Genomic DNA, 25,328 nt, shown 5'->3' with positions numbered 1-25,328 from the left:
AAATAAGTACACCCATAGCGGACGTTTCATTCTTTATTTTCATTCGCTGTGTTCATTTGTTTTGTTATCTTTCCTTAACAAGAAATCAGACCAGAAAATCCATGTACCAAAAAAGAGCGCTTTTCTTCAAAGCACTCTCCAATAGGAATTTACCATTCTCGACGCTTATCACAATCACAGTCACGATCATGATTACGTTTACGACGACATTCATCACAATCACAGTCGCGGTCACGTCTACAACGACGGTCATCACAATCTCTGCGTCTGCAGAACATTAAATCATCCCAAAATCTATCACAATCTCGGGAACGTCTGAAATTACAATTACATCCCATAAATATAATTACCTCCTCTTAACTCTAGGATTCATCATATTCTATGCTAAAAAACAAAAACAGCTTGTTTACTAGTCTACTTTCTGCATTTTAAAGTAATAATGTTATTATCTAATCTTTAAGTTTCAAATCTATTTTACCCCTTATCTTTCCTTAACAGCAAACAAGACGCTACCCAGATCACGGCAGCGCCTACGAAAATTGCTATACACTTAATCAAACTCATTTATCCTCACATTATTTATTTCTTTGCTTCCATACCCCATTCTCTTTACGATAAGTATTCTTTCCATTCATGAAGTCAGCTGTATTACCAGGAATACTATATTTCTTATTCTTAGCCTTCTTCTCCAGTCTTTTTTCTTCTTGAATAGCTTGCAAATCCGCCTTCCATTGTTTCAACAAATCCTTTTCACGTCGCATCGAATTTGTACCCCTTGGATTAAAATGTGAACCAAATAATTAGATTCTTCCTATTTTAACAATAGGAACTTTTTTTGCTGGCATTATAGGATTTTCTAAGATGAATAATTGGATTGCGATGCTTAGGAGTGTAGCAACAGTCTTACTAACATTGTTATTATCAGTGTTTTTAACACTAACTTTGATTGTGGGTTATGCATTAAGTTAAACGTAGTTTTTTATGAGTAAAACTCAATATTCCGTCAATAATATAGATGACATTAGATTTTTCTCCTTGTTCCCCCTTGGAGATGAGCAGTTAGTTTTTGCTAACTGCTCTTTTATTTATAACAAAGATAAGATTCTTTAGAATGATTCTTCTTTATTTCTCAATATAAGGAGCCTTGGATTTTCATTAAAACTCCTGTAGTATATGAACAAAGAGTAAGGTAAGAGTTACTCTTTGCCATTTTAGGAGAGGTTCTGTTGGAGACAACAGGACCTTTTTTCGTAAAGAGATGGTTTTGTTTAATTTCTCACCACTAACCACAAAAAAATATCTTATAATCGTTATATACTAAACTAAATTAAAAGATTAGGAGTAGATCAAATGCCAGTTACACTAGAACTTATTCTTTTCATTCTTATAGCAATTAGTGCTGTTGGCTATTTAGTAAAAGAATTTCAAAAAACTAGGAAAAGAACACTTGGAATTTCACTAGAATTCTTGGTTCTTTTCTGGTCAATATGGAAAATATCGACTATCATAATCTGATTTGTAAAACATGAATTCCTTCGAATAAAAATCAATATTATGTCCATAATGTTGATAGGCTGTATGCCAAAATCCATTTAGTTTTCTCTGTATCTCCTTGTATTGAGCAGTTAGTTTTTGCTAGCTGCTCTTTTATTTATGAAAAAAGATAAATTTTTTTATAATGATTCTTCTTTATTTCTCAATATAAGGAGTCCTGGATTTTCGTTAACAATCTTATAGTATATAAACAAAGAGTAAGGTAAGAGTTACTCTTTGCCACTTTAGGAAAGGTTCTGTTGGAAACAGCGGAACCTTTTTTCGTGATTTAAAGGTACTAAGACAAAATGAAATATTTACCATGAAGGTAATTGTTAAATATTTTACGCTTATACAGTATAATGGGATAGTTATTGTGTATTGGCATTAAGAGGAGCGTCCTGATTAAGCGCTTCTCTTTTTTTATAAAATAGCTCCAAATTACTTGGACACATTTACCAGTTTATTCAACACAAATATCATGTTAAAATCCCTTGTGAATACGACATAACTCAACTTGGTGAAGCCCTGTAATATTTCCTATAGGGCTTCTTTTTTTACAAGCAGTTATTTCATTACGCTGACTACCTTGTTGTGCAAAATAACGATTTTGTTCACTTTTTTGATACATTTATAAAACATTCATATGTTATCTTCAGTAAGTTCTATTTCCTTTATAATATTGTGTGAAGTATACCAACGAACGAAGCCTAAAAAACTCTAATGAAGTGATGAAAAAAACCTAATTTCTCTACAAAACATTGAGAAATTAGGCTTTTTAATAGAAAAAGTAGCATTCATAAACAATGAATACAGTTTAACTCTTCAATTCTATTTTCACAGATTCATATATTCTTCTAAAGTCAGTTTTTCCTTATATATATTTTCAGCAATATCTCCTACATAGCGAATATGCCAAGGTTCATATGCATAACCCGTAATACTTTCCTTCCCCTTAGGATAACGAATGATAAACCCTGCACGATGCGCGTTTTCTTTCAGCCATTTTCCTTCCTTCGTATTCGCAAAGGATAGCTCTAGTTCATTGTTCGCACTTTTAGAAGAAACATCCATCGTTAACCCTGTTTGATGTTCGCTATGCCCTGGCTTTGCAGAGAAGCGATCCGTATGCTCTTGCCCTTTCTTTTTAACATTGTTGGCATACAGACCTTTTTGATACTCATAGGAACGAAATCCTGAAACAGCATTCAACTGGATCCCATCTTGCTTAGCTAAAAGGAATAGTTTTTCTAACGCTTCCGCTGCTTCTTTACGAAGATGACTCTTTTCTACCGTTCCACTAAATGAGAACGGTACATTTGGTACAACTAAATCCTCTGGCATATAGTCTTCGGGTAAACCATATTCCTTATTTACTACAGCCTGTATACTAGCAAAGGAACTTGCTATCTTATTTGAGGTCCCATTTTGCTTACTATTTTTTTCTTTATTTATGGAGTTTTCACTAGTTTCATGGTTTGTCTTATATGGTTCTTTACCAATAGATATATTGGTGTAAATGATAAAGATACCTAACATTACTACTATACAAGTTAAGGTTCCTACTAATTTAAGTCTCATCATTCATTTCCTTCCTGCAACTCCTACTGTTACTCATTCATCATACTTCAACCATATCAAATCCATATTAATTCCCTGTGAACTTTTCTTCATAACGTATTCCTTAATAGATTGATAGTATATCTTCCCTTTCTTTTGGCACCCTTAAAATATCAGCTCTATTCATACATGTAGAAAAATAATCTAAAAATTTGTATAATAAGATAAGAAGTGTAGCATTCTATTATAGAAAGGTCTTGGTATAATGCTAGGTATTGATGTCAAAAAAACAAAAGAAGAGTTAATTATTTCATGGCAATTTGCGGAGGTCACGATTCCATTACGTGATGTGATTGAGGTTACCGAAGATGCTACCTATGCGGGTGTTGAAGAACCAAGTGCAATCCGTATCGGAACAGCATATGGGACAACTGATCGTATATTAATTAGAACTGTAAAACAAAATTATGTATTATTTACTACAAACAAAGTGTCGATTTTAAAAGCTATTCTTGCTTAAATATGGTCATATAAATAGACTCAAACAAAGTTCGAATAAAGCAAAGGAGAGAAGTCATAGAATAGACTCCTCTCCTTTGTTTAATCGAAATAAATTTTATAATCCATACTCACTTCAGTATAGCTTTTACAACATAAGTACGTCTTACTGTTTTGATTCTAATATTACTAATCTTATTAAGACCAAATCCACACATCATCATTATTTTGAGTGTTATTGTTTACCTCATGCACTTTTTCGATATGATCAACTGTGTTGTAATTAATAGAAATGCCGCCCCAACCTACATACTTCATATCAATTTTAACTTTCTCACCTGTTTTAAATACTTGTCCCTTTGTTAAGAACACGTCAATAATGTCTTTCTCCCCATTTAGTGATGGATACTCAACAACGACATATTTAGTAGCACTGTCTTCCATCGTACCTACTTCTGATACTTCACCAATCACATAATCAGGTGAGCCATTTTCTTTCAAATGCATACCTAATTTGTTTGTAGTATTTTCAACTTCTGTTGCAACCATATATTCCGTAAAATTACGCATCATAGATCCAGTCGCTTTTACTTCGTCTCCTACTTTCACATTCGAAAGATTTTCTATATACACACTAACAGGTTCTTCGTATTGTTTAGATTTCACAACAATCACACCATGATCCACTTCTACAACGTGTCCTTCTAATGTCGAGAAATTCGTTTCAATAGAAGCTGCACTCGCTTTTGTTGCTTCTAATCCTGGTAGATTCGTTCCTGATAATGCTGCGAACCCTAAAGCACCTGCTAAAATTAATTTTTTCATACCCATTCTATAACATCTCCATTCATGATGATTGTATTTGTTTGATTGGTATCGACCAACCTGTAACCATTATAGTTACAGGTTGGTCGGAATTGCAACCATTTTATTCATGCAATCCTGCATACTACATTTTCGCAATATATCTATGTAATTTTCTTATGCCTGTTTCTAACTAACAAAAAATAACTTGATAAGGTAATTAAAAGACCTACTATTTATAATGTAATCCTCGTTAGAACACAAAAATGCAAACAAAAATTAAAAGGCTAATACTTTCTTTTTTTGGTAAAATTATCTTCATTGAGATAACAGGAAAGGATTTGTTGCTTTATCACGGCAGAAAAAACACAGTTTGTAAAAAAAGAGCATTATATCCCCCATTTCTCTATGAGACCTTTTGAAATAGCTAAGGGATTTTGTCTCACAGTGAATTTAGAAGCTGACACTTTGGAAGCTAAGGAAAAGAAAACAGGGAATTATTACAACAACTCAAAAATAAGCAAATAGATTAAAATACTGTAAATAGGACTAAATTATTAACATAAAAAATAAGCACATCTTGTAAAAAAACAGATGTGCTTATTTTTAAATTTTTATGCATTTTTACGTTTTAGGAAAATCACTCCACCAACAATTAACAATAATGCACCTGCAGCCATAGAGATCCAACTTGTAAGGTCAGCGCCTGTTTGCGGTAACCATCCAATTTTAGATTGAATTTCTTTCTTAGGTTGTGGTTGCTCTTTTACTTGCTCTTTAGGTTGCTCTGATGTTGGAGTATTTTTATCTTGATTCGGCTGTTCCGGTTTTACCTCTTTGAATTTCACTGTTTGTCCCTTATCTTCAAATTCAGCGTGAATAGCTACTAAGATATTATCTTGATACAGTTCTTCAAATACTACTACTTCTTTACCTTGTAATGCAGAAGCATTAAATGTGAAATCTACTGTGATAGAACCATTTTTTTCTTTTGCAGTAAACTTAGATTCTACTGTTACTTCTTTATCATCAACTAATAATGGTTTTTTTGTTGCTTTATCCATTAGTTTGCCTTTTACAACGTACTCTTTACCCACGATTAAGTCTTTGTATTCCACTTTATCTTGGATTGTTACAGATTTAGAAGCGTCTAACTCTTTAGAACCATCAGCTTTGTTTGTAGCTGTCGTTTTAATAGAAGGCTCTACAAATCGAACTGTTTGACCTACATCGTTAATGTCAGTGTGAGTTGCAATTACTTGACCTTCATGCAATAAGTCTTCAAACACAACTACTTCTCTTCCTTGCTGTTCAGCACCAACGAAAGTAAAGTCTAATGTTACAAAACCATTCTTTTCTTTTGCAATGAACTTAGTCTCTGCTGTTATTTCTTTACCATCAATTAATAATGGTTTGTTAATAGCTTTGTTCATTAATTTACCTTTTACAGTGTACTCTTTACCAACAACTAAGTTAGTATACTCTACTTTATCTTGAATAGTGATAGAATCCTTTGAATGAATCTCTTTTCCACCATCAGCTTTGTTTGTAGCAGTTGTTTTTACTGATGGCTTAACGAACTTAACTGTTTGACCTTTATCATTGATATCAGCATGTGTAGTAACAACTTTTCCGTCTTTCAGTAACTCTTCGAATACTACTACTTCTTTTTCTTCTAAACCAGTTGCATCAAAAGTGAAATCTAGTGTAATAGAACCGTTTGCTTCTTTTGGTGTAAACTTAGTTTCAGCAGTTACTTCTTTACCATTTACAACTAATGGTTTATTAGTCTCTTTATCCATTAATTTACCTTTTAAAGTGTACTCTTTACCTACTTGTAGGTCTTTGTATTCCACTTTATCTTGGATTGTTACAGACTTAGAAGTGTGCATTTCTTTTGTACCATCTGTTTTATCAGTAGCTGTTGTTTTTATTGAAGGAATCTTTTCATCTTTGACAATGTGTTTAATGATTTGACCATTCTCTTTGATTTCAAAAGAAAACGTTTCTTCATTCAATACATAACCTTTTGGTGCAATAGTTTCTTTATATGTGTATTTTCCAAATGGTAACTTTTCAAACTTCGCGATACCTTTATCGTCTGTTTTTCCTTTTACTACTTCTTTTCCTGCTTCGTTATAAATAGTAAACTCTGCATTTGGAAGTTTGTTGTTTCCATCAGCTACATCAACTTTTGTAATTTCTAGATCACCTTTGATAAGATGATTAACTGCTAATAGCTCAATAATTTTTCCGTGTTCCTTTATTTCGAACACAATTGGTTCTGTAATAAGAACGTAACCATTTGGAGAAGCCTTTTCTACAAATGAATATTTACCATACGCTAAATCTTTGACGTTAACTTCACCATTTTTATCTGTCTTATATTCCCCAATTACTTTCCCGCTTGCATCTTTTAGCTCGAATACTGCACCTTCTAATTTTTTACTGATATCTTCATTATCTACTTTTAGTAATTTCACACTACCTTTTACTTCGGTATTTTCCACTGTAAAAGAAAGTGTTTTATTGTGTTCTTTAATTTCAAAAGGATACTTTGTTTTATTTCCAATATATCCATTAGGTGTTTTTGTCTCTAAGAAATAATACTTACCATACGTAAGACCTTCAACGTTTGCAATTCCATTTTCTTTTGTTACTACTTTTTCCACTTCTTTTCCATCTTCAGTGAAGACTGTGAATTCAACATTTGGTAAAACTTTTCCTGAATCACTAAGTTTTTTAATTTCGATGTTTCCTTTTACTTTGTTATTTATTACTTGAACAGCTCCTGTTTCCCCTGTCTTAACTTCTATAGTTTGTGGTTTATCACCTGAAACATAACCTGTTGGCGCTTTAATTTCTTTTAGTGTGTAAGTACCAATTGGTAGGTTATTTAATTCTGCAGTACCATTAGCACCAGTCGTGATTTTTCCAACTGATTCATTATTAGCATTAAAGACTTCAAATACTGCACCAGCTAAAACTTCCCCATTTTCTCCAACCTTTTTAATTTTTAAAGAACCAGCAGCTTCCCAATTTACTGCAAGGTCACTACTAAGCTTCTCCTCATTTCTTTCTAGTAGTACTGTAGCATTCTGGACAGTATCAGTACCGCGGTAAGCAATTGCTTGAACTTTTGTTAAGTTAGCAGCAACACTTAGATTAAATTCGCCTGTTTTTGTATCTTTAGGAATCTGGATACGGAATTTTTCCCCAACTGAAAGTTGATCTCTCACTTCTCCATTTTCACTAACAATTTTAACTCCATTAGGTGCATTTTTCGCTACTACTTTATAAGAACCACTCTTAGCATTTGTTTGTACTGTGTATAGGTTTGTTTCAAAAAACTCACCCTTTAATTCTGCCTTTTGCTTTTCAGTAGGAATCACATTCATAAAAATATCTTGAGTATCTTCACTTGTATTTGCAGCATTAATAATTGTCTTAGCCGCTTTTTCAACATTTTTATTTTCATGCTTTAATTCATTTACATCAAGTTGACCTAATGCATTCCAAACCGCAAGCTGAGTTGCATAATGTGCTTCATTCTTATTAGCTACTCCCAGTTGTTCTATACTTTTTTGTGGGAAACCATTTAATAGAACCCTATATACTACATTATCTGTTTTCCCCATTTCAGGAAGATCTTCACCATTTGGTGATTTTAAGCCAAGAGTTAAACAATAAGCAATTTGACCGCTTGAATTTTTAATAATTTCAGTTCGAATGTACTTACCTAAACTGTTGCTATAACTCCAGTTCATTGAATACTTTTCATGCGTCATAACCTCCGCATTTGCCTTCGGTAGAAACACATTAAAGAATAATGCTAGTACTGATAATAATGCAAAAACTCTTTTAACAACTCTTCTCCCCAATTTTAAAACCTCCCTAGATAAAATGAATCCGATGTATTATTCAAATATTTAAAATAATCACAACGAAGATATTTCATATTATAAGACATAAAGTTACAAATATTATATTATTTTTACAAATTATTTATTTTCTCAACAACTACTATAAATTATAATATTAAAACATTTCATTTCACAAAAGTAACAATATTAGGATACCTTAACAAAATAAGAAACTTGGTAAAATACTAGAATAACGGTAGTTGGAGTACGGAAACGATTCTTGGCATGAAGGACCACTACAAAGATATTTTAATATGTAAACAGATATTTTCAGATTGAATATATGTATTAATAATGAAATTTTATTGCATTTACACCTGCAATGTTTATATAAAAGATAGTAAATTATGTTTTTATAGGATTTTTTCTATTAGTTTACTGGAAATTTGCATTATTATGTGACAATAAATATCATTGTATTTAATATAAAATGATATAAAAAAAGGGGTACGTAGATAATTATTAGAACTTTCAATCAATTAATTCATTCTACTAAAATTAGTATTAAGAATATTAGTAAAAAAGTAACAACGTTATTACTAAGTTCGAATATTGGTCTAAGTACCCTAGCATCTCAATGGTAACCTCTTGAATACTTTTACGTTTTTAAATAAATTAAAATAACAAAAAAATAATAATTTTTAATTTTTTTCTTTGTAATTTAATAAGTTACATGTTAATATGGCGAAGGTTATAAAATGGATTTCGCCATACACAATGTTTTTTCGGAATATTCACTCCAGAGAAACGTAACTATTTCAGTAATTTTCTTCATCTTTTACCTATACAAGGGCTACTTTCAATTTTTTTGTTCATAAGTAAAAGTAACTTTTTATTTCTATCTTCCTCATCGATTTTAATATAAATGGTAAAAAAGCACTTTTTCAAGTGCCCTTCCTTTTCTTTTTTAAAGATAGAAAATCTAATAAAATCAAACACCTAGATTAAACACATACATAATCCTACTTACAAACTCTCAGAGAGGTATAAACTATGGGAATTCCTACACTATTATTAAATACATTTATTATTATTATTTGTATCCTTAGTTACCAAGTATTTTGGCTAGAACATAAAGAAAAAATGGCATGTAATAATATATTAATTTCTGTACTTTCCTCCATTGCAATTATTTTTTGTACGACTTTTCCTTTTCATTTACACGCTGGGTTCATTTATGATTTACGTTTTATTCCCATTATATTAGTTTTTCTATATGGAAATACAAAGAGCATTATTTGTATTGGAGTTTTATATCTTTCTTATAGATTTTACTTAGGTGGAAGCGGAGTTTTCCCATCATTTATTATCTTTACTATTATTTCTGTTATTACAATCATGTTTCGTTACTTGTCACCTACTTATTTCAAGGAAAAGAAGATATTATTAAGTATTCTACTTATTTTGATATGTACAACTTCCCTTTCTATCTGCGGTATTGTAACGCAAATAAATACAGGTGGTAAAATTGACTCTACTCTCATTGAATTTTTATTCAATTATATAATCATAAATATTTTCACAGTATTATTATCAGTTTATTTAATAGAAAGAATGATCGAGAAATATAAAATAAAAGAAAGAATGCAAAGAGCAGAAAAATTTTATATAGCTAGCGAACTAGCTGCATCGATCGCGCATGAAATTCATAATCCACTGACCACGGTACGTGGATTCACTCAATTACTAAATGAAGATGAGAGTGCTAAGATGTCTCAAGATAAGTACTTAGAAATTATGTTACTTGAAATGCAGCAAATACAATCTACTATTAATAACTATTTATCTTTAACCAAACCACAAAACATTATAAAAGAGGAACTAGATATTAATTACATATTAAATCAAGTGAAAGATAATATTTCACCACTCGCTCTTTCATATAATGTTGAAATAAAACAGCATATTACAACAGATTCCCTTTACATAAATGCTAATACTGAAAAATTAAAAATATGTCTAACCAACATCATACAAAATGGAATTGAGGCTATGAAAAATGGTGGCGTATTACAAATAAATATACAAAAAATAAAAGATAATATTGTAATTGATATTATTGATACAGGAATAGGAATGTCTTCCCAACAAATAAAACGTATTGCCTTGCCATTTTATTCAACAACAGAAAAAGGTACTGGGCTTGGTACTATGATTGCGTACAGTATTATTAAAGAATTAAACGGAGATATAGAGATAGAAAGTGAACTAGGAAAAGGAACACACTTTTCTATCACTATCCCCTGCTAATATAATAGAAGATTTATTTAAATGATATTATTTTGTAGCTAATATAACCATATAAAAAGAAGACGTAACTATTCGTCCTCTTTTTATATGGTTCTGGTGCAAAAATGTTAGTTAGAAACATAGAGTAGCAATTTCACAATTTATTCACAAGTACCGTTAAGCGCAAGTTTACGTTAAGTATGCTATTTGCATAATAATGTTTTCAAGAAAAAAGTAGCTGTACTTTTGTGCAGCTACTTTTTTATGCAATAAATGCCCCTTTTATACTTTGAAATGTAATTTGCAAACTACAATTTGACATAATTCTAATAGTATGGGATGTATATTTCTCCATAAAAGCAACTTATTTTTATCTCTTTTAAACAATTTATCATATTATTTTCATCTAATTAGGCACAGAAACGTTTTGCAAAATCTTACTACTTTTAGGAAAAACGTTTTTAGGGTACATTTTAAAATAGCTCTTTTTCTTTGAAATGTTTCTGTGCTTAATATTTAAAATATCTTATGTCAAAATTTTCCGCAACAAATATGTTAAATGATTCATAATTATATATAATATGGAATATTAAAGTTAAATATTCCTTATTATACTCTATTAAATATAGCGTATTTAATTTATTAGTAATTAATTTATTAGTCTAAGTATGAATTATAAAGTATGTTCGTTTAAAATTTTCACAATATAATTTTATATTCGACGTTTTTAATTACTCGTGAAACATTTGCAAATGTTTTAACCGTTATGTATAAGGTAAATATCCCCTCTAAATATAAGATTTACTTAATTTAGATTCTTTCTCTCATAGTCGTAATGTCGAAAAAAGTCGAATTTTTATATTTTTTCTTTATTTTCTAGTTGTAAACGTTTTATTTTCATGTTACCATCTTAATCAAACATTAGATGGTAATAAAACTTAAAGTATTTCTTTCCCTTAGAGACATATAAACGTTCGGTAATACCATGAAAATAAGGCCAAAGAAATATGAGTTACCTGATAAAAGATTTAATAGGATTTTTACCAATTTAATTTTCTGTTAATTCAGAATGTAACACTTTAACATTTTGTCCCTAAACAAAATTTAAATTTTAGTGTGGTAAACTCAAAAAGCTAAATCACCCACCCAAATTAATAAATGATATATCCTGTTATATCTAGCGATCAGTCATGAGAAATAGATTTCTTCCTAAGAAAACTTAGCCCATTAATAAAAAGTGTCTAAATTTCTATCTTTATTACCCTCTATTGTTGATAACATATTTACCAACTATAAAAAAGAACCTATTGAAGGTTCTTTTTTATTATAATCATTAGCACTTCAATTATTGATAATCATTGGTGTTGAATCTTTATTCCCTCACCTTATATAGTTTTCTTTTATTAACACTTGAAGACTTATTGAGGTACGGTTCTGATTTTAATTTTTTTTTTATTTTTAAGCGACTAATTTCCGAATGATGGGCCATCCACAGTTTTATATCTAATAAAGAAAGAATTATGTCTGTTTCAAGTGACATTTTGCTTACCTCCTTCTCTCTTATGGGTTATGTAGATAATATATCTCTTGAATCTGGAGCCTTTAGAACACATAATGGATACCCTAAAAAATGGACTTTATTTTATCTTTATCTTATCTTTACCTTATCTTTAAATTTTTCTATTAAACTTAGCATTTAGAAAAAAATTTCCGAGTCTAAAAAAGCTGGGAAATAGAGAATTATTGAATTTTTTTAATAACCAGCCACCATTGAAAATAGGGTTTCTTGTAAAAGGAGGAGTAATATTTGAAGAATAAGAGAAAAGTACAAACTATTATATTATTCTTTATTAGTATTTTAGGGTTAGGAACAATAATCGGGATACTATATTTTAATGACAAAACCAATACTCAAAAAAATAAAGCGTTTGCTACCGAGGAACGTTTATTGCAATATGAGCCCATCATGAAAAAAGAATTAGAAAAATATAATTTGGGAGAAAAAACAGCAATTTTACTAGGAATTATGTACCACGAGAGTAGGGGTGAGGGCAACGACCCTATGCAATCTTCCGAATCACTTGGATTAAAGCCAAATGAAATCCAAGAGATAAACTTGAGCATTAAACAAGGGGTAAAGCACTTTGTTCAAATGTATAGATATGGAGAAGAAAAAGGTGTTAGCATGGATACAATTATTCAAAGCTATAATATGGGGCCAGGCTATATTGATTTTATTGCCAATCAAGAAGCTAAACAACACTCGGAAGATACAGCTAAACAGTTTTCTAAGTTGAAAGTTGATCAGAATCCAGCTACATACACTTGTGGTGGAAATAAACAAAATTTTAGATATCCATATTGTTACGGTGATTTCACATATACAACAAAAGTGAATGAAAAAGCAAAACTTATTGAAGAACGCCTCCAAAAAAATTAAAATTGTATATATTTGTTTGAAGGAGTTTTCCATTTACTTTTATATGGTTTTTCATCAACTTTTATCCCCTCTTACCATCTAAATGTATACATACAACTATCGTATCATATTTCAATTTAAATACGGCTCTAGTTACATATTTCGCAAGAAATCTATCCAGAATATAAATGAAATCACCATTTCACATGAAATAGTATCCACTTAGCGAATTCATTAGGCATAAAAATAAATGTAGATTCAATAAAAAGAGAGTACCCTCGCTATTGGTGCTCTCAATGTGAATTTGGGTTTATCCTGAGCATTGAATAGGACACGAAGAACTCGTCCTGTTACATAATATTATGCTTGTCCATATTATAAATGTGCAATAAAAAAAGCACCCTCGCCCAGGCGCCAAGAGATACATATACGTTGAGGTAACTAACACGTTAGAAAAGGCCCTTCCATATCATTGTATGATTATCAATTATCTTTATACCTAGCAGACTCATTAAATACGTTTAATGTATCATTTCTATTAGTTTAACCATGCCTAATGCCATCCAATTCATGGTTAGTATTCTAAATAGACCAACGATGTATTATAATCCTTTATATACCCAAGGAGGTTTACCATGCTTAATTTTCATAAAACATTCCCCATCTTAGGATTCTTTTGGTTTTTATATAGTTTTATCGGCATCATCTTTTTATTACTATTCCTTAGCGTGTAGTAACAACGCGTATAAATATATGTTTAATGTGTGATTTCTATTATCGGCTTTGTTAACTAACACTTAAATTATTTTAACAGCCTTTTGTTTAATTCCCTCAAAGCTGTTTTGTTACTATCCCATTTTAAAAGCGTTACGGCTTCCTCAAAGCACAACCATTTATACTTGAAGTGTTCTTTAGATAATTTAATATTTTTTGTAGGAACTTTAACTCCAAAAGAAAATTCTTTTATTACATAAACATCTTCTCCCCAAAGAAATTCACCAACTACATCCTATACTGGTAGTGAAGACACAGAATCTAGTTTTATATATGGACATTCTCTTATAATACCAGCCTCTTCAAACGCTTCCCGTTTTGCTGATTCAATAGGAGTCTCACCATCTTCTCCACCACCAGCTATTCCTTGCCAATAACCATAATCACTTCGATTAAAAATGCCATATTGAATGGAATCATCAGTTTTTATATAAGGAAATATCAATACTTGATACGGCGCTCTCATTGCTTAACCTCCTCTCGAAAAAATATGAACAATTTATTCACTAACTTGCTATTTTAGTAAATAAAGAGCCAACATCAAAATTCTACATTAATAATGCAGGTTTATGGTATCGGCTCTCCATTTTTTAAGAATTTTATTTTTCATAAATAGGTTTACTCTTAACGTGATAAAAACCTGCTTATTTCTTATTTAATTTGCTTAGCGTGTTTTTTTTCGAAATGCTGGCGGTATCACATGTTGACTAACCAGTCCAAATAGTCCCTAAAACGGTCGTTTAAGGAACTTTATTTATATCTATCAAAACTGACTGAAATATGTTTAAAATTCAGTTCAAAAACTCATTACCAAAAACAAAGTTTTATATCAAACATCAAATACCGTTTATGGAACACTCTTAATGTACGGAAAACCAAGTTTTTTAAATAAAAAGTTCCTTAGCGTACGAAATTCGCGTTATGTTGGCGGGACCCCATCGCCATCAAGTTAAGGTTTTGAAGTACCCCCTAAACGAAAAAATTCTTTCTCTATAGGGGCACCATATCAAAAAAGAAAATTGTAAGTTTAGACACATTTTAGATACAAAATAACCGATTCCTTATACGTTAAGGGACCGGTTATTTATTTCCCTACTTTTTTAGGGAGGTTTTTCTCGTAATGGTCTTAAATGATTGATTTAAGGTTATAAACTTAAATCATAAATAAAAGATAGAGTAAAAACTATATAAGAAATAAATGTAATGAAAACAAGAAAACATATAAACTGAGCATTAGATACATATTGTTCTATTCTTTTTTTCATTTTAATTAGTATTATTTTTCAGATGTGAAGTATCAATTTGAATTTCACCTTTCCAAGATCCAATTACTTTTCCAATTCTATTTATATTTACATCTAAAGTAAGGGGCTGTTTAAAATCGTCTTTTCCCTCAGAAACTATAACAAATGTAGCAACACCTTCGGGTTTATCATTATCACGAATGCCTACATCATTTAATTTTTTACCTGCTGCCATAAGTTCAAAAGGAAGACGGTCATCTGAATCATGGATAAATGATAGTCTCCCTTCATGTTTAATCTCAGGGTTTTCCTCTTGTTGCCCATTAATTTTACCATCACTTTCGAGCTCTAATCCTGATGTATCAAATTCAAATGGTACTAAATTTCCGTCAGCTTTTTCCATTCTATAATGAACTGATATACGTGAATCTGCGATATATAATTCTTTGAAATGTACAGTAATACCTTGATCTGTAATTTTTTCATCAATAGGAATATATTTACCATTCTTCATCATATCTTGTGTGACACCATTTTCATCTTGTATTCCTTCATTTACAATTTTATCATTTGTAATTGCATCAGAAAAATATGAGGCAACATTTGTAGCCGCTACTTGTACTTGTGGAATCATTGCTGTTGTGAAAAGTGCTGCTGCAGCTACTGCTGTATACATGAAACGTTTTGATTTTTTACTCATGTTTGTAAAGAGTCCCTTCTTCTGTTGTTTTTTGTGATTTATATTAGAAACATTGTCTAGCTTGGAACGACTTTCAAATGTTTTCCATGCTTGTTCTATATCAATTTTGATTTCTTGTGGTGAATTTGCAGATTCTTCATCTAGCATTACGTTTTCCCATTGATTTAATTTGCTGATTTCTACTAATAAATCTTGCAGTAGTTTTCTATTAATGGGGTACCGCCACATCGCTATCAAGCTAATAAAAAGAAATGCCCCCTAGAATGAAAAAAACGCCATCCTTTCCTATGATTCTACAGAAAGAATACCGTATTTTTTCATTTTAGGGGAACAATTAATCTCTTAAGTTGATGAGCATGCAGCAAGCCCCTTTAAAGGTAATATTGTGGTACCAGGCTGCCCTCTATACTGAAAAGGTAATATCACAACTCAAACTGCTATATTTATTTCCTGTCGAATACACTCTTTTTTATTAGCACGTTTCCATAAATATATGGTGTAGAAGAATAAAATTGCAATAATAATATATGCAAAAAGCGACGAGGCTTGAACATTCCCCATAAAATTAAAGAAATTATTAAAAGCGTGGAAAGTAATGGTGATAATAATTGATTGCTTATTTACGATAAGTAAGGACAGAACAAGTCCAACTAAAAATGCATATATGATTTGTAAAATGGTATCTTCAATAGACTGCCCACCAATTAGTTGTAATAAATGGGTGATACCAAACAAAAAACTTGAAATCAAAACTGATTTTTTTATCCCCTTTGAAAACAACATTTTGAGCATAAATCCACGAAAAAAGATTTCCTCAATAAATGCAACAACAAAAAATTGCATGATAAACATAAAAAATAAGTCAGATACCGATGTTGTGTTTAATCCTTTATTACCAAGTAGTATTACTAATAGAACAAGCACTAATGGGGAATTTAATAAAATGGTATTCTTCATTGAATTATTTAACTTAATATCAAAGAAATAGAATTTCCACTTGTTCTTTATTGTTAAATATATTAAAATCCCCACTGCTAAAGGAACAAGTCCAATAAATTGTAATACTGGACTGGATGGCTTAGTAATAATTTGATAGGCCCCGTTAAGCGTGTAAAAAATCATTAATAAAAATTCTAACCCAATAATTTTTAAAACAATATTCTGATTTACCTTCATCTAGAATCCTCCCCTATTTATCGATTTGAGCATTTTTCTTTTGGATTACTGCACTGTTACTATTTATAGATTAATAGTAACTTATTAATTCATCAAATAATTTACTGATTTTTCAAAAAAATATAGTATAAAACACTTTATTGTCCTCATGATAAGGTAAACAAATACCTCAAACGAGAAAATTGATCTCTTCAAATTGAAAATATATAAAATTCCTTTTTGGGGGTTTTATATATTTTTTTAGTTGATGGCGATGTGGTGAGACCCCATAAAGAAAAGACACCCTAAGGTGCCTTCCTCCGACTTGAACCACTTTAATTTAATAATATGTATTGGACATTAAGTAAACACGTCCTATAAAACAGAATCATTTATTTTCAACAGATTGTTAGTGTACAAATACAAGAGAATCGAGATCGTTTGTTTGGCTAGATTAAAGCAACGCCACACCACACCTATATGGTTGAGATGTGTTACGCCTTCTAATCGGAGAATCAGCTTTATAGAACGTGTCCACAATTTATATTTTACTACATGTAATATTTATTTTATGTAATTTTTACAAATATGTATAATTACATAAAATTTACGAGAAAAAGAGAGTATACTTTGATATTGTGTAATAAAGATAAGGCCCACCTACGGAAATAGGTGGGTTTTTTGTTAGGCATTACTATCTCATTGCACAAAAGGGAATTTGCATTAAAATAATATCATATTCTTAGAGTTCTTATATTGAGAAAAAAGACACTCTTATGAGTGCCCCTTTTTTTAGTAACCGAATCCGCCGCTACCGCCGCCCCAACAACTACATCCTATAATGATTAACAGGATGAATAGAACGATCAGTAAAGCAAATCCGCCACCTAACTGTCTACGCTTAAAGACTAAAGTTACCTTTAGCCCTCCAAGACTCGGGCTAGTTCTTACTCGACGGGAATCCCACCCGTTATATGATACGACCTAGGCTCGGCCGCACACCTGCCTCGTTAGTTAATATGAAAATGAAACCCAATGTCTTTCAGGCGAAAGTATAATCTTGGTTTGGAAATATACAACTGTTTGGACATAAAAAAGACCATCGAAATGATGGTCTTGCAGACTGTAGACAAATGCATAAAATAACGGATGAACCTTTCTCTGAACACTTACTTTACTTCTTTCATAAATAGTCTAACGTTTTCAGCGATTTCTTTGAATTTGGTATGGTGTAAATAATGTGATCCATCCATGGTTACTACTTTTCCATGTACCGAGTCTTTGATCTGCCCTTCATGCAGAGGTATCCATCCTGCTACACCTTCATTATTCGCTTGTACAAAGAGAAGAAGTGGAAGATATTTAGGGAAGATTAAACCTTGAGCCCCTTTAAAATTAGACGAAATATGGTCCATCTCATTCAAGGTTGTGTCATTATACATGTTTTTATTCGAAATCATTTTCATTTGCTCTACGGTTTTTTCATCAAATGCCAGTCCAGCATAGGGGTCAGCACTGATTTTCATAGCCAATCTTAAGAGACCTGATTTTTTGAGATATGCAAACGTTTTTAATGGGAAATTGATATCCATACCCGGTTGTGTTGCAACACTGCTATCGATTCCGACAAATGCAGTCACCTCGTTTGGATATTTGTTCACATAATCAATTCCATAAATGCCTGTAATGGAGTGGCCCATGAGCATGTATCTGTTAATATTAAGCTGCTGTAGAGCTTCATGAACTTCACTTACCATATTCTCCGTGGTTCGCTCTTTTACAGTTTCATCACTTAATCCATAACCGAAAGGCTCTACCGCAACAACTTTGTAAAATGGAGATAATTCATCGATAAGAAGCTTAAAATCAAGCCCTGGAGTAGCTGTTCCATAACCAGGCAGGAGCACGATCGTTTCCTCGCCCTCGCCTTGAATTAACACATTCATGTTTCTCCCGTCTACAGATACGTGCTGCCCGTAGGGCACTATTCGTTTTTGCTCCGAATGACTACTCATCACATTTACGATATAAACAATACCTAAAAAAAGTACAATGGCTAGAACGATTGCTCCTATGATTTTAAGTAAGATGTTTCGCACTTTCTTTATTTTCATTCCCCTCAGCGTTTTCTTTTCCTCTTGTTGTGTCACTGTCATCTTCTCCTGTCCTGATCTGTTTGCCTTCCTTCATGTGCCTGTAATGAAAACTTAACCAATGAAGATGTACTCACCATGACGACAATATGAACTGAATATGAACTGCCAAAAAAAATGCTACGGCTCTATATGCAAGTAAGCTTGCATATGAGTCGTAGCATAGAGAATGAATCTAACTAATCTGTTGGTGTAGTGATTGGCAAGGTGACAATGAAGGTCGTTCCTTGACCAGGTTCACTTTTCACTCGGATCTCACCTTGATGAATCGACACGATCTGTTTAACGATAGCGAGTCCCATACCACTTCCGTCATACTTACGACTGTGGGAACGATCGGCCTTAAAAAAACGCTCGAATATACGCTTCTGGTCGTCAAGGTGAATACCAATACCAGTGTCGGATATTAGGATTGTCACGTTTTTGATATCTTGTTTGATGCTTACGTTAATCACGCCGGCATCCTCGGAAAATTTGATGCTATTTCTGAGGATATTCGTCCATACCTGATTTAACAGGTCATGATCAGCCGTTACTTTAACTGTCTGTAAATCAAGCTCGAAATGTATATCGCGAGCAGACCATTGTGGCTGGAGCGCCACGATTATCCGTCGGATTTGTTCATCGAGGCTGAGCGTGACGAGCCGCAGTTGCTTTGACTGCGATTCAAGAAAACTCAGCTTTAGCAGGTTATCGCTCATTTTGGACATCCTTTTCGCTTCAGCGATGATAATATCAAGATAACGGCTTCGTTCGTATTCTGAAAGGTCAACTTGCTTAAGCACTAGAGCATAACCGGATATCGAAGTGAGCGGAGACTGAACTTCGTGCGACACGTTCGTTACGAATTCCCTGCGCATCTGCTCAAGTTGCTGCAGATCGTGCATCATTTCTTCGAAGCTTCGAGCCAAAGTACCCAGCTCACTCGTTTGCTTAATATTCAACTTGACGTCGAAATCTCCAGATGCTATCCGCTTGGTCGCTTTTGTCAGCTTTTTTATCGGTCTTACCAGGAATACAGAGGCAACTAGAATCAATAAGCTTCCTGCAATCAACGAACATGTTGCAAAGACCAATGCCCACTTTGTGACAAAAGAGGCTGAAGGAGGGGCGAGCGCTTCCAAAAATATCGCTTTCGTTCCCATTTCCGTTTTCAACGGCAACCCTAAGAGGACCGTGGCAATACCATTAGGAGTGTCCTGAACAACACCTCCATCTAATACTTTCTTTAGTTGCTCCATCGTCACAGGCGCAGGTTTGTGTCCGTGAAGTTTACCGTAAGACTTGAACTGACCCGTTGCTTCGTAAATTCGAATATAATAAGAATCGAGCTGCTTCATTTCACTTACGAACAAGTCCGCTTCACGTAACGGAAGGGTCTTGTAAATCCGGACGATGTCTTGGCCAAAGTTACGTAAGTTGATTTGAGCGTTTTCGTTCAATTTATCTTCGAATATCCAAGTTGACACCAAAAAAGAAGTGATCGTGCCCCCGATGATGGAGACTAAAAATGTCAGGACAACACGTATATATAAGGATCTGATCATTCATAAACCTCAAGCCGATACCCAAGCCCGCGCACCGTTTCGATCCGAAAATCGGGTGTTGTTGCGAACCGTTCACGCAGCCGTTTAATATGTACGTCTACCGTTCGATCATCTCCGGCGTAATCGATACCCCAAATCTGATCGATCAACTGCACGCGCGTATAGACTTGTCCGGGTGTTCCAGCGAGCTTATACAGCAATTCGAACTCCTTTAGCGGCAACGTAAGCGACTCCGTCCCTTTCATCACCTTATAGGTCTGTCGATCAAGGATGACGTTCCCGAAATGGATCTTCTGCGTGGAGCCAATCTTGTATCGTTTGAGTAGTGCCCTAACACGAACCGTCAACTCTAACGGATCGAATGGTTTGGTTAAATAATCGTCCGTCCCAAGTTCGAAACCTTTCACTTTCTCCCATGTTTCTCCTCTCGCAGTCAGCATAAGTAAAGGTAGATCAGGATTGGCTCTTCGGAGCTCCTTGCTTAACGTCCAACCATCCATAATCGGCATCATAATGTCAAGTACGACAAGATCGACATTCGTTGAGATGTAGACGGCCAGTGCTTCCTTGCCGTCCGCTGCTTCAGCTGTTGCGAATCCGTCGTTGCGTAGAAATAAACAGACGAGTTCGCGAATGTTCGCATCGTCGTCAGCAACTAGTATAGTAGGCATCGGTTCCCTCTTTTCCCTGTTTTCCACCGCATTATTTCAAGTAATCATTATACTATAAATTAACACGTATGCTGATTAACCAAAGTAATACAGTTTCTTGATTTATCGACCCGTAGAATTCAAGTGTTTCTTTCAAACTAATTTGCCACTCAATTGACAAGGCTTCACAAAGAAACAGGCTTGTGAAACCTGCAAATGACAAGCGTTTATTTTGTCTTTTGGCCTTGTGCACGAAGAAATTTCAGCAAAGCATAGGCAATTATAGCTGTGAATAACTGATTGAACAACGCATTGGATGTTGTGCCAAACAATACGGGAACGTTCAAATTCAGCTAAATCCAGCGGAAAAATGATTCAATTGCCCAGCGCTATTTGTACATGGCGGCGATTCCTTCGGACAGATAGCTTGATAGAACACATATTCCCCAAACTACTCCAGTAATTACACCATCTGAAATAACACGTCCCATACCCACTAATTATTTTTCATCAAATGCGTAAATGGCGTATCAACTTTGATTGCACATTCGTTCCAAATCATTACTTGTTAATTTAAGTGAATTCCATCATAAAGATTCATATAGGTTTAGTAATTAGTCAAAGTTATTAGGGTGTTCTGTCATATAATTTATATATTACCATATAATTACCTCCTGATTTTTGCATATTATATTTCTACATCGACACATAATATATAACTTTTTCTCATTGCTTATTGAACTAATCTGCTCCGTTCAAGAAGAACCCTATCAGTTTAAATAACTCAGATTTTGGCAAAATTAAATTGATTCAAATGATACCCACCTTTTAGTAATCTCAGAAAATTTCTTAGTCGCGAGTGAGGTTGGTTTTCTTATAGCTAATCCAATAGTTCGATAGCTATCACTTTCAAGTGGAATGGCTGCAAAAGAATTTTTTGATGTCGGTATAATCATTTCTGGCAATATACTAATTCCTAGATTATTCTCCACCATGGAGATCACTGAGTATTCATTCATATTTTCGAATCGAATATTGGGGCTAACTTTATTCTCCCTAAATATTTTTTGAATATCATCATAACACTGATATGTTGGCATAATAAAAGGTACATTTTCTATTTGTTGCATTGATACTTGGTTTTCCTTACATAATGGGGATTGGTTAGATACAACACATAAAAGTCGATCCCTCTTCAATTGTACGATTTCAAAGGATTTTTCAAATGATTCAAAGTAAGTATCATTATTAATAAATCCACAATCTAATCTCCCGTTTTGTAACCAATTCTCAACCTCAGCATAGTTTCCTTCCAATAATTCGATTTCAATATTTGGAAACTTTTCCTCCATTTTTTTAAGAATACCAGGAATCCAGTTTTTAGAAATACTAGAAAAAACCCCCACTCTTACTGTTCCTTTTTGGAACCCATTGATAGCGGCTACTTCCTGCTTCAGCATGTTGTTATAGTATAAAATTTTCCGAACGGTAATTAAAAGCTCCTCTGCATTTTTGGTCAATGTTAAAGTAGAGTGATTACGAATAAATAAAGGAAAGGAAAACTCTTTTTCCAAACTGCTAATTGCATGACTTACAGCAGATTGGGTGAAACCTAACACTTCTGCAGCTTTTGTAAAACTATTGAGTTCTGCCACTTTGTTAAATATTTCATATTTTGTTAAAGTCACTATGGTCCTCCTCATGAATTTTATTCATGTCTCCATTATATTTCTTCGTTTTATTTAATGCCATTACCAACATACAATAAGTGCATGCTCTATTATATGACCCTTGACAAGGGATGTATTTTTTATGGAAGGATGAAGTGAAATGCAAAAAATTTTAGTTACAGGTGCTGCAGGTAAGATTGGCCAAGATGTTACAAGATTCCTAGATAAGCAAGGGAATTACCAGTTACGGCTAGCAGATATTAACTTATCTGCTTTAGAAACTTTTAAAGATACAAATCATGAAGTCATATATTTAGATGTTTCTGATTTAGCTGCTTGTCAAGAATTTACGAAAGGTATAGATATAGTTATACACTTGGCAGGTAATCCTTCGCCAAATGCTGATTTTTATGGCTCCTTATTAGAAAATCATATAAAGGGAACCTATAATATTTTTAGAGCTGCTAGTGATAATAATGTATCCAAAGTGATAGTTGCTTCCAGTGCTCAAACAATTGAAGGCTATCCTTTGGATTATCAACCACATGCTTATTCACCCACGAGACCCAAAAATATGTACGGGGTAAGTAAGTGTTTTGCAGAGGCTGTTGCTTCTTATTTTGCTTATGAAGAAGGGTTACAAAGTCTTGCTATTCGTATAGGTGCATATGATGATTATAATCCATATGGTAAACCACTAACAGCTAGAGATATGAGTGCATACTTAAGCCCAGAAGATTTTATGGACCTTCTCTTAAAGTCGATGACGGCAAAGAACTTACCTCCATTTTCAATTTTACATGGTGTATCTAACAACAGGTTTAAACGAATTGATATTGAAGGAACAAGAAAGTTAGTTGGTTATAGCCCAAGTTCTGATGCTTTTGTACTAAGTGGTATTAAGTTCTTTGATTCTTGATAAAGGCATATCTAGAAAAGAGATTATATTATAGTAATTATCGTAGGCGCTACCATGATCTGGTTGGCGTCTTGTTTGTTGTTAAGGAAAGATAACAAAACAAAATTTCCTTAAAATGAAAAAACACGCCCTGCACCTGCCCACTTGACTGCTTCATAGACAGCGGGAACAGCAAGGAAAAGAGCTGTAAGCCCGAACATTGTTGCGATTATATAAACTATGAAGCCAAGCATGATACCCAAAAGAGAAATGAGATAAATCATATTTGGACCAGGTGAACACACCATGCTAAGTGAAACAATTGCAAAAACTAGTAAAGTACTAAAACTGACCATGAATCTTCCACTCCCTTACAGTAATTTCCTTTTGTTTCATTTTATAAGAACGTAGCGTGTAGCAGACTATGAATATTATACTTATGTAAAAAAGGCTAACAATTCAAGATTGTTAGCCCTCACCTTCCGTAATCACGCCTTTTAAAATACAACAAACGACTGCTTCTTCAACTTGCACTATATTCTCCTTTAATTACAAAAAACGAACCTCGAATTGTTCCAGCAAGTTTAGACTTCTGCCTAGCAAACTTAAATTTCTCTTCTAACTCCTTTGGTATCTCCATTCCCTCAGAAAGCTTAAATCCAACAGCCCGCTTCTTCGGGTTATCCAACGTATACATGACGTTGACTGCAAGACCATCCTCATAGAAGACATAGGCAAATTTAATATTTTCCACTTGAAAACACGATGTTTCTAAAGGTTTTGCCGCAAACTCAATATCACGTTCTTCTTTCAAAACGCGGTTCACATAATCTAGAGTGTCCTCGCTTTCACTAGCTGATACCACCGTAAATTCATGCTTGTATTTGTTCATAAAGTAACGTGCTTCATGGGCACGTAAACCAGCAAGCGCTTCTGCTATAGATGAAGACGCTAAGCCAGCTGTAGTTACATTTTTAAAATCAACGATATAGGACAATTCCATCTCTCCTTTACTCTCTTTACTTCCTAACAACTGGAATCCACATTTCACCAAATACTAAGCCGTTTCGCTGCCCCATCTCAACCGTCGCATTTGGCCCACCAACATAGGCAAAATCCTTAACTTCAGGTAAGACTTGACCAAAGGCAATGCCAGTAAGCTTATTACTTAGCTCCTCAGCCGTCTTGCCTTCCCCTTTAACTACTAAGTATTCCACCATAGGAAACTGAATAGCTCTAGATTCTTCTTGTATTTGTACCTCTGTCATAACACCAGCATAATACATCATCTTGTTATTCACCGCTTCGCTCACAGAAAAAATGTAATCATTTGTGGCTAAATCCTTTAAAGTGTCAAGCCTTCCATCTTCTTTAACGGCCCACCAAAAGTCTTCCTTTTCTTTATTTATTCCAGCAAAGTCTGTGTATTCGCTCTTAAGTTCAGTTCCAATACCTAACACGATAAAGCTATCTTTTTCTTCTAAAGTATAATTTTTCATATTCAAAACCTTCCTCTTTTTAAATTAATCAAATGATTTATCTTTTCATCTGATGAGTTTATAATATCCTTA

The 25,328-nt window shown here is 33.2% G+C and carries 17 protein-coding genes and 5 pseudogenes; 4 read left to right on the top strand and 18 right to left on the bottom strand.

The genetic code is table 11. The features are described 5' to 3' along the window. Window positions 1-149: 149 nt before the first annotated feature. The 3 genes from ACE38F_RS12110 to ACE38F_RS12100 form a co-directional block, all read right to left on the bottom strand. Window positions 150-278 (bottom strand): hypothetical protein, encoded by a 129-nt coding sequence (locus tag ACE38F_RS12110; protein WP_274378583.1) that lies wholly within the window; start codon window positions 276-278, stop codon window positions 150-152. A gap of 297 nt (window positions 279-575) precedes the next feature. After that, complete coding sequence (locus tag ACE38F_RS12105; protein ID WP_002137396.1) at window positions 576-761, bottom strand: hypothetical protein; 186 nt, start codon at window positions 759-761, stop codon at window positions 576-578. Between the two features lie 1,609 nt (window positions 762-2,370). Then, a complete protein-coding gene (locus tag ACE38F_RS12100; RefSeq protein ID WP_033709884.1) occupies window positions 2,371-3,114 on the bottom strand; it encodes a M15 family metallopeptidase in 744 nt (247 codons plus the stop codon). A gap of 244 nt (window positions 3,115-3,358) precedes the next feature. Here ACE38F_RS12100 and ACE38F_RS12095 point away from each other — a divergent pair, with 244 nt between their 5' ends. Next, window positions 3,359-3,613: a SunI/YnzG family protein gene (locus tag ACE38F_RS12095; RefSeq protein WP_002165351.1), complete on the top strand. Its 255-nt coding sequence runs from the start codon at window positions 3,359-3,361 to the stop codon at window positions 3,611-3,613. A gap of 176 nt (window positions 3,614-3,789) precedes the next feature. Here the strand turns inward: ACE38F_RS12095 and ACE38F_RS12090 are convergent, their stop codons facing one another. Together ACE38F_RS12090 and ACE38F_RS12085 are read right to left on the bottom strand one after the other, a co-directional pair. Beyond that, window positions 3,790-4,422: a hypothetical protein gene (locus ACE38F_RS12090; protein ID WP_264539875.1), complete on the bottom strand. Its 633-nt coding sequence runs from the start codon at window positions 4,420-4,422 to the stop codon at window positions 3,790-3,792. A gap of 587 nt (window positions 4,423-5,009) precedes the next feature. Continuing rightward, the gene (locus ACE38F_RS12085) at window positions 5,010-8,276 is read right to left on the bottom strand and encodes a VaFE repeat-containing surface-anchored protein (protein WP_375370488.1); all 3,267 of its coding nucleotides are present in this window, start codon (window positions 8,274-8,276) and stop codon (window positions 5,010-5,012) included. 1,035 nt (window positions 8,277-9,311) lie between these two features. Here ACE38F_RS12085 and ACE38F_RS12080 point away from each other — a divergent pair. After that, a complete protein-coding gene (locus ACE38F_RS12080) occupies window positions 9,312-10,568 on the top strand; it encodes an ATP-binding protein (RefSeq protein ID WP_375370489.1) in 1,257 nt (418 codons plus the stop codon). 1,351 nt (window positions 10,569-11,919) lie between these two features. Here ACE38F_RS12080 and ACE38F_RS12075 read toward each other — a convergent pair. After that, window positions 11,920-12,087: a hypothetical protein gene (locus ACE38F_RS12075; protein WP_002137499.1), complete on the bottom strand. Its 168-nt coding sequence runs from the start codon at window positions 12,085-12,087 to the stop codon at window positions 11,920-11,922. Window positions 12,088-12,354: 267 nt separating this feature from the next. Between ACE38F_RS12075 and ACE38F_RS12070 the strand changes: the two genes are divergently transcribed. Beyond that, window positions 12,355-12,987, top strand: coding sequence for a lysozyme family protein (locus ACE38F_RS12070; protein ID WP_002035240.1), 633 nt, complete (start codon window positions 12,355-12,357; stop codon window positions 12,985-12,987). A gap of 781 nt (window positions 12,988-13,768) precedes the next feature. On the opposite strand, the pseudogene ACE38F_RS12065 reads toward ACE38F_RS12070, so the two are convergent. From ACE38F_RS12065 to ACE38F_RS12025, 9 genes and pseudogenes are all read right to left on the bottom strand, one after another. Beyond that, a pseudogene (locus tag ACE38F_RS12065) lies at window positions 13,769-14,206 on the bottom strand (NUDIX hydrolase). 800 nt (window positions 14,207-15,006) lie between these two features. Then, window positions 15,007-15,879, bottom strand: a pseudogene (locus ACE38F_RS12060) (DUF4179 domain-containing protein); the annotation flags it as partial. A 234-nt stretch (window positions 15,880-16,113) separates the two neighbouring features. Beyond that, window positions 16,114-16,860, bottom strand: a complete 747-nt coding sequence (locus ACE38F_RS12055; protein ID WP_341306231.1) for a CPBP family intramembrane glutamic endopeptidase — start codon at window positions 16,858-16,860, stop codon at window positions 16,114-16,116. A 771-nt stretch (window positions 16,861-17,631) separates the two neighbouring features. Beyond that, window positions 17,632-17,727, bottom strand: a pseudogene (locus ACE38F_RS12050) (YjcZ family sporulation protein); the annotation flags it as partial. A gap of 281 nt (window positions 17,728-18,008) precedes the next feature. Next, on the bottom strand, window positions 18,009-18,989 hold the full coding sequence (locus ACE38F_RS12045; protein WP_375370490.1) for an alpha/beta hydrolase: 981 nt from the start codon (window positions 18,987-18,989) through the stop codon (window positions 18,009-18,011). A gap of 182 nt (window positions 18,990-19,171) precedes the next feature. Next, the gene (locus ACE38F_RS12040) at window positions 19,172-20,539 is read right to left on the bottom strand and encodes a sensor histidine kinase (RefSeq protein WP_375370491.1); all 1,368 of its coding nucleotides are present in this window, start codon (window positions 20,537-20,539) and stop codon (window positions 19,172-19,174) included. Further along, entirely contained in the window at window positions 20,536-21,210 is a 675-nt protein-coding gene (locus tag ACE38F_RS12035; RefSeq protein ID WP_215579125.1) for a response regulator transcription factor, read from the bottom strand. Before ACE38F_RS12035 ends, ACE38F_RS12040 begins: the two co-directional genes overlap by 4 nt. Window positions 21,211-21,596: 386 nt before the next feature. Further along, window positions 21,597-21,833 (bottom strand): annotated as a pseudogene (locus ACE38F_RS12030) (GNAT family N-acetyltransferase); the annotation flags it as partial. 156 nt (window positions 21,834-21,989) lie between these two features. Continuing rightward, window positions 21,990-22,877, bottom strand: coding sequence for a LysR family transcriptional regulator (locus ACE38F_RS12025; RefSeq protein WP_215553681.1), 888 nt, complete (start codon window positions 22,875-22,877; stop codon window positions 21,990-21,992). Between the two features lie 142 nt (window positions 22,878-23,019). On the opposite strand from ACE38F_RS12025, the gene ACE38F_RS12020 reads away from it, so the two are divergent. Continuing rightward, on the top strand, window positions 23,020-23,778 hold the full coding sequence (locus ACE38F_RS12020) for an NAD-dependent epimerase/dehydratase family protein (protein WP_341306229.1): 759 nt from the start codon (window positions 23,020-23,022) through the stop codon (window positions 23,776-23,778). A gap of 131 nt (window positions 23,779-23,909) precedes the next feature. Here the strand turns inward: ACE38F_RS12020 and ACE38F_RS12015 are convergent. From ACE38F_RS12015 to ACE38F_RS12005, 3 genes and pseudogenes are all read right to left on the bottom strand, one after another. After that, window positions 23,910-24,113 (bottom strand): annotated as a pseudogene (locus ACE38F_RS12015) (LysE family translocator); the annotation flags it as partial. A 167-nt stretch (window positions 24,114-24,280) separates the two neighbouring features. Then, entirely contained in the window at window positions 24,281-24,760 is a 480-nt protein-coding gene (locus ACE38F_RS12010) for a phage tail protein (RefSeq protein ID WP_252188728.1), read from the bottom strand. Between the two features lie 16 nt (window positions 24,761-24,776). Then, on the bottom strand, window positions 24,777-25,256 hold the full coding sequence (locus tag ACE38F_RS12005) for a GyrI-like domain-containing protein (protein WP_375370492.1): 480 nt from the start codon (window positions 25,254-25,256) through the stop codon (window positions 24,777-24,779). Window positions 25,257-25,328 lie beyond the last annotated feature (72 nt).

The organism is Bacillus altaicus, from assembly GCF_042136375.2.
Classification (GTDB): domain Bacteria; phylum Bacillota; class Bacilli; order Bacillales; family Bacillaceae_G; genus Bacillus_A; species Bacillus_A cereus_U.
The sequence above is the reverse complement of the archived record's forward strand: the minus strand, read 5'-3'. Positions and strand labels throughout refer to the sequence as shown.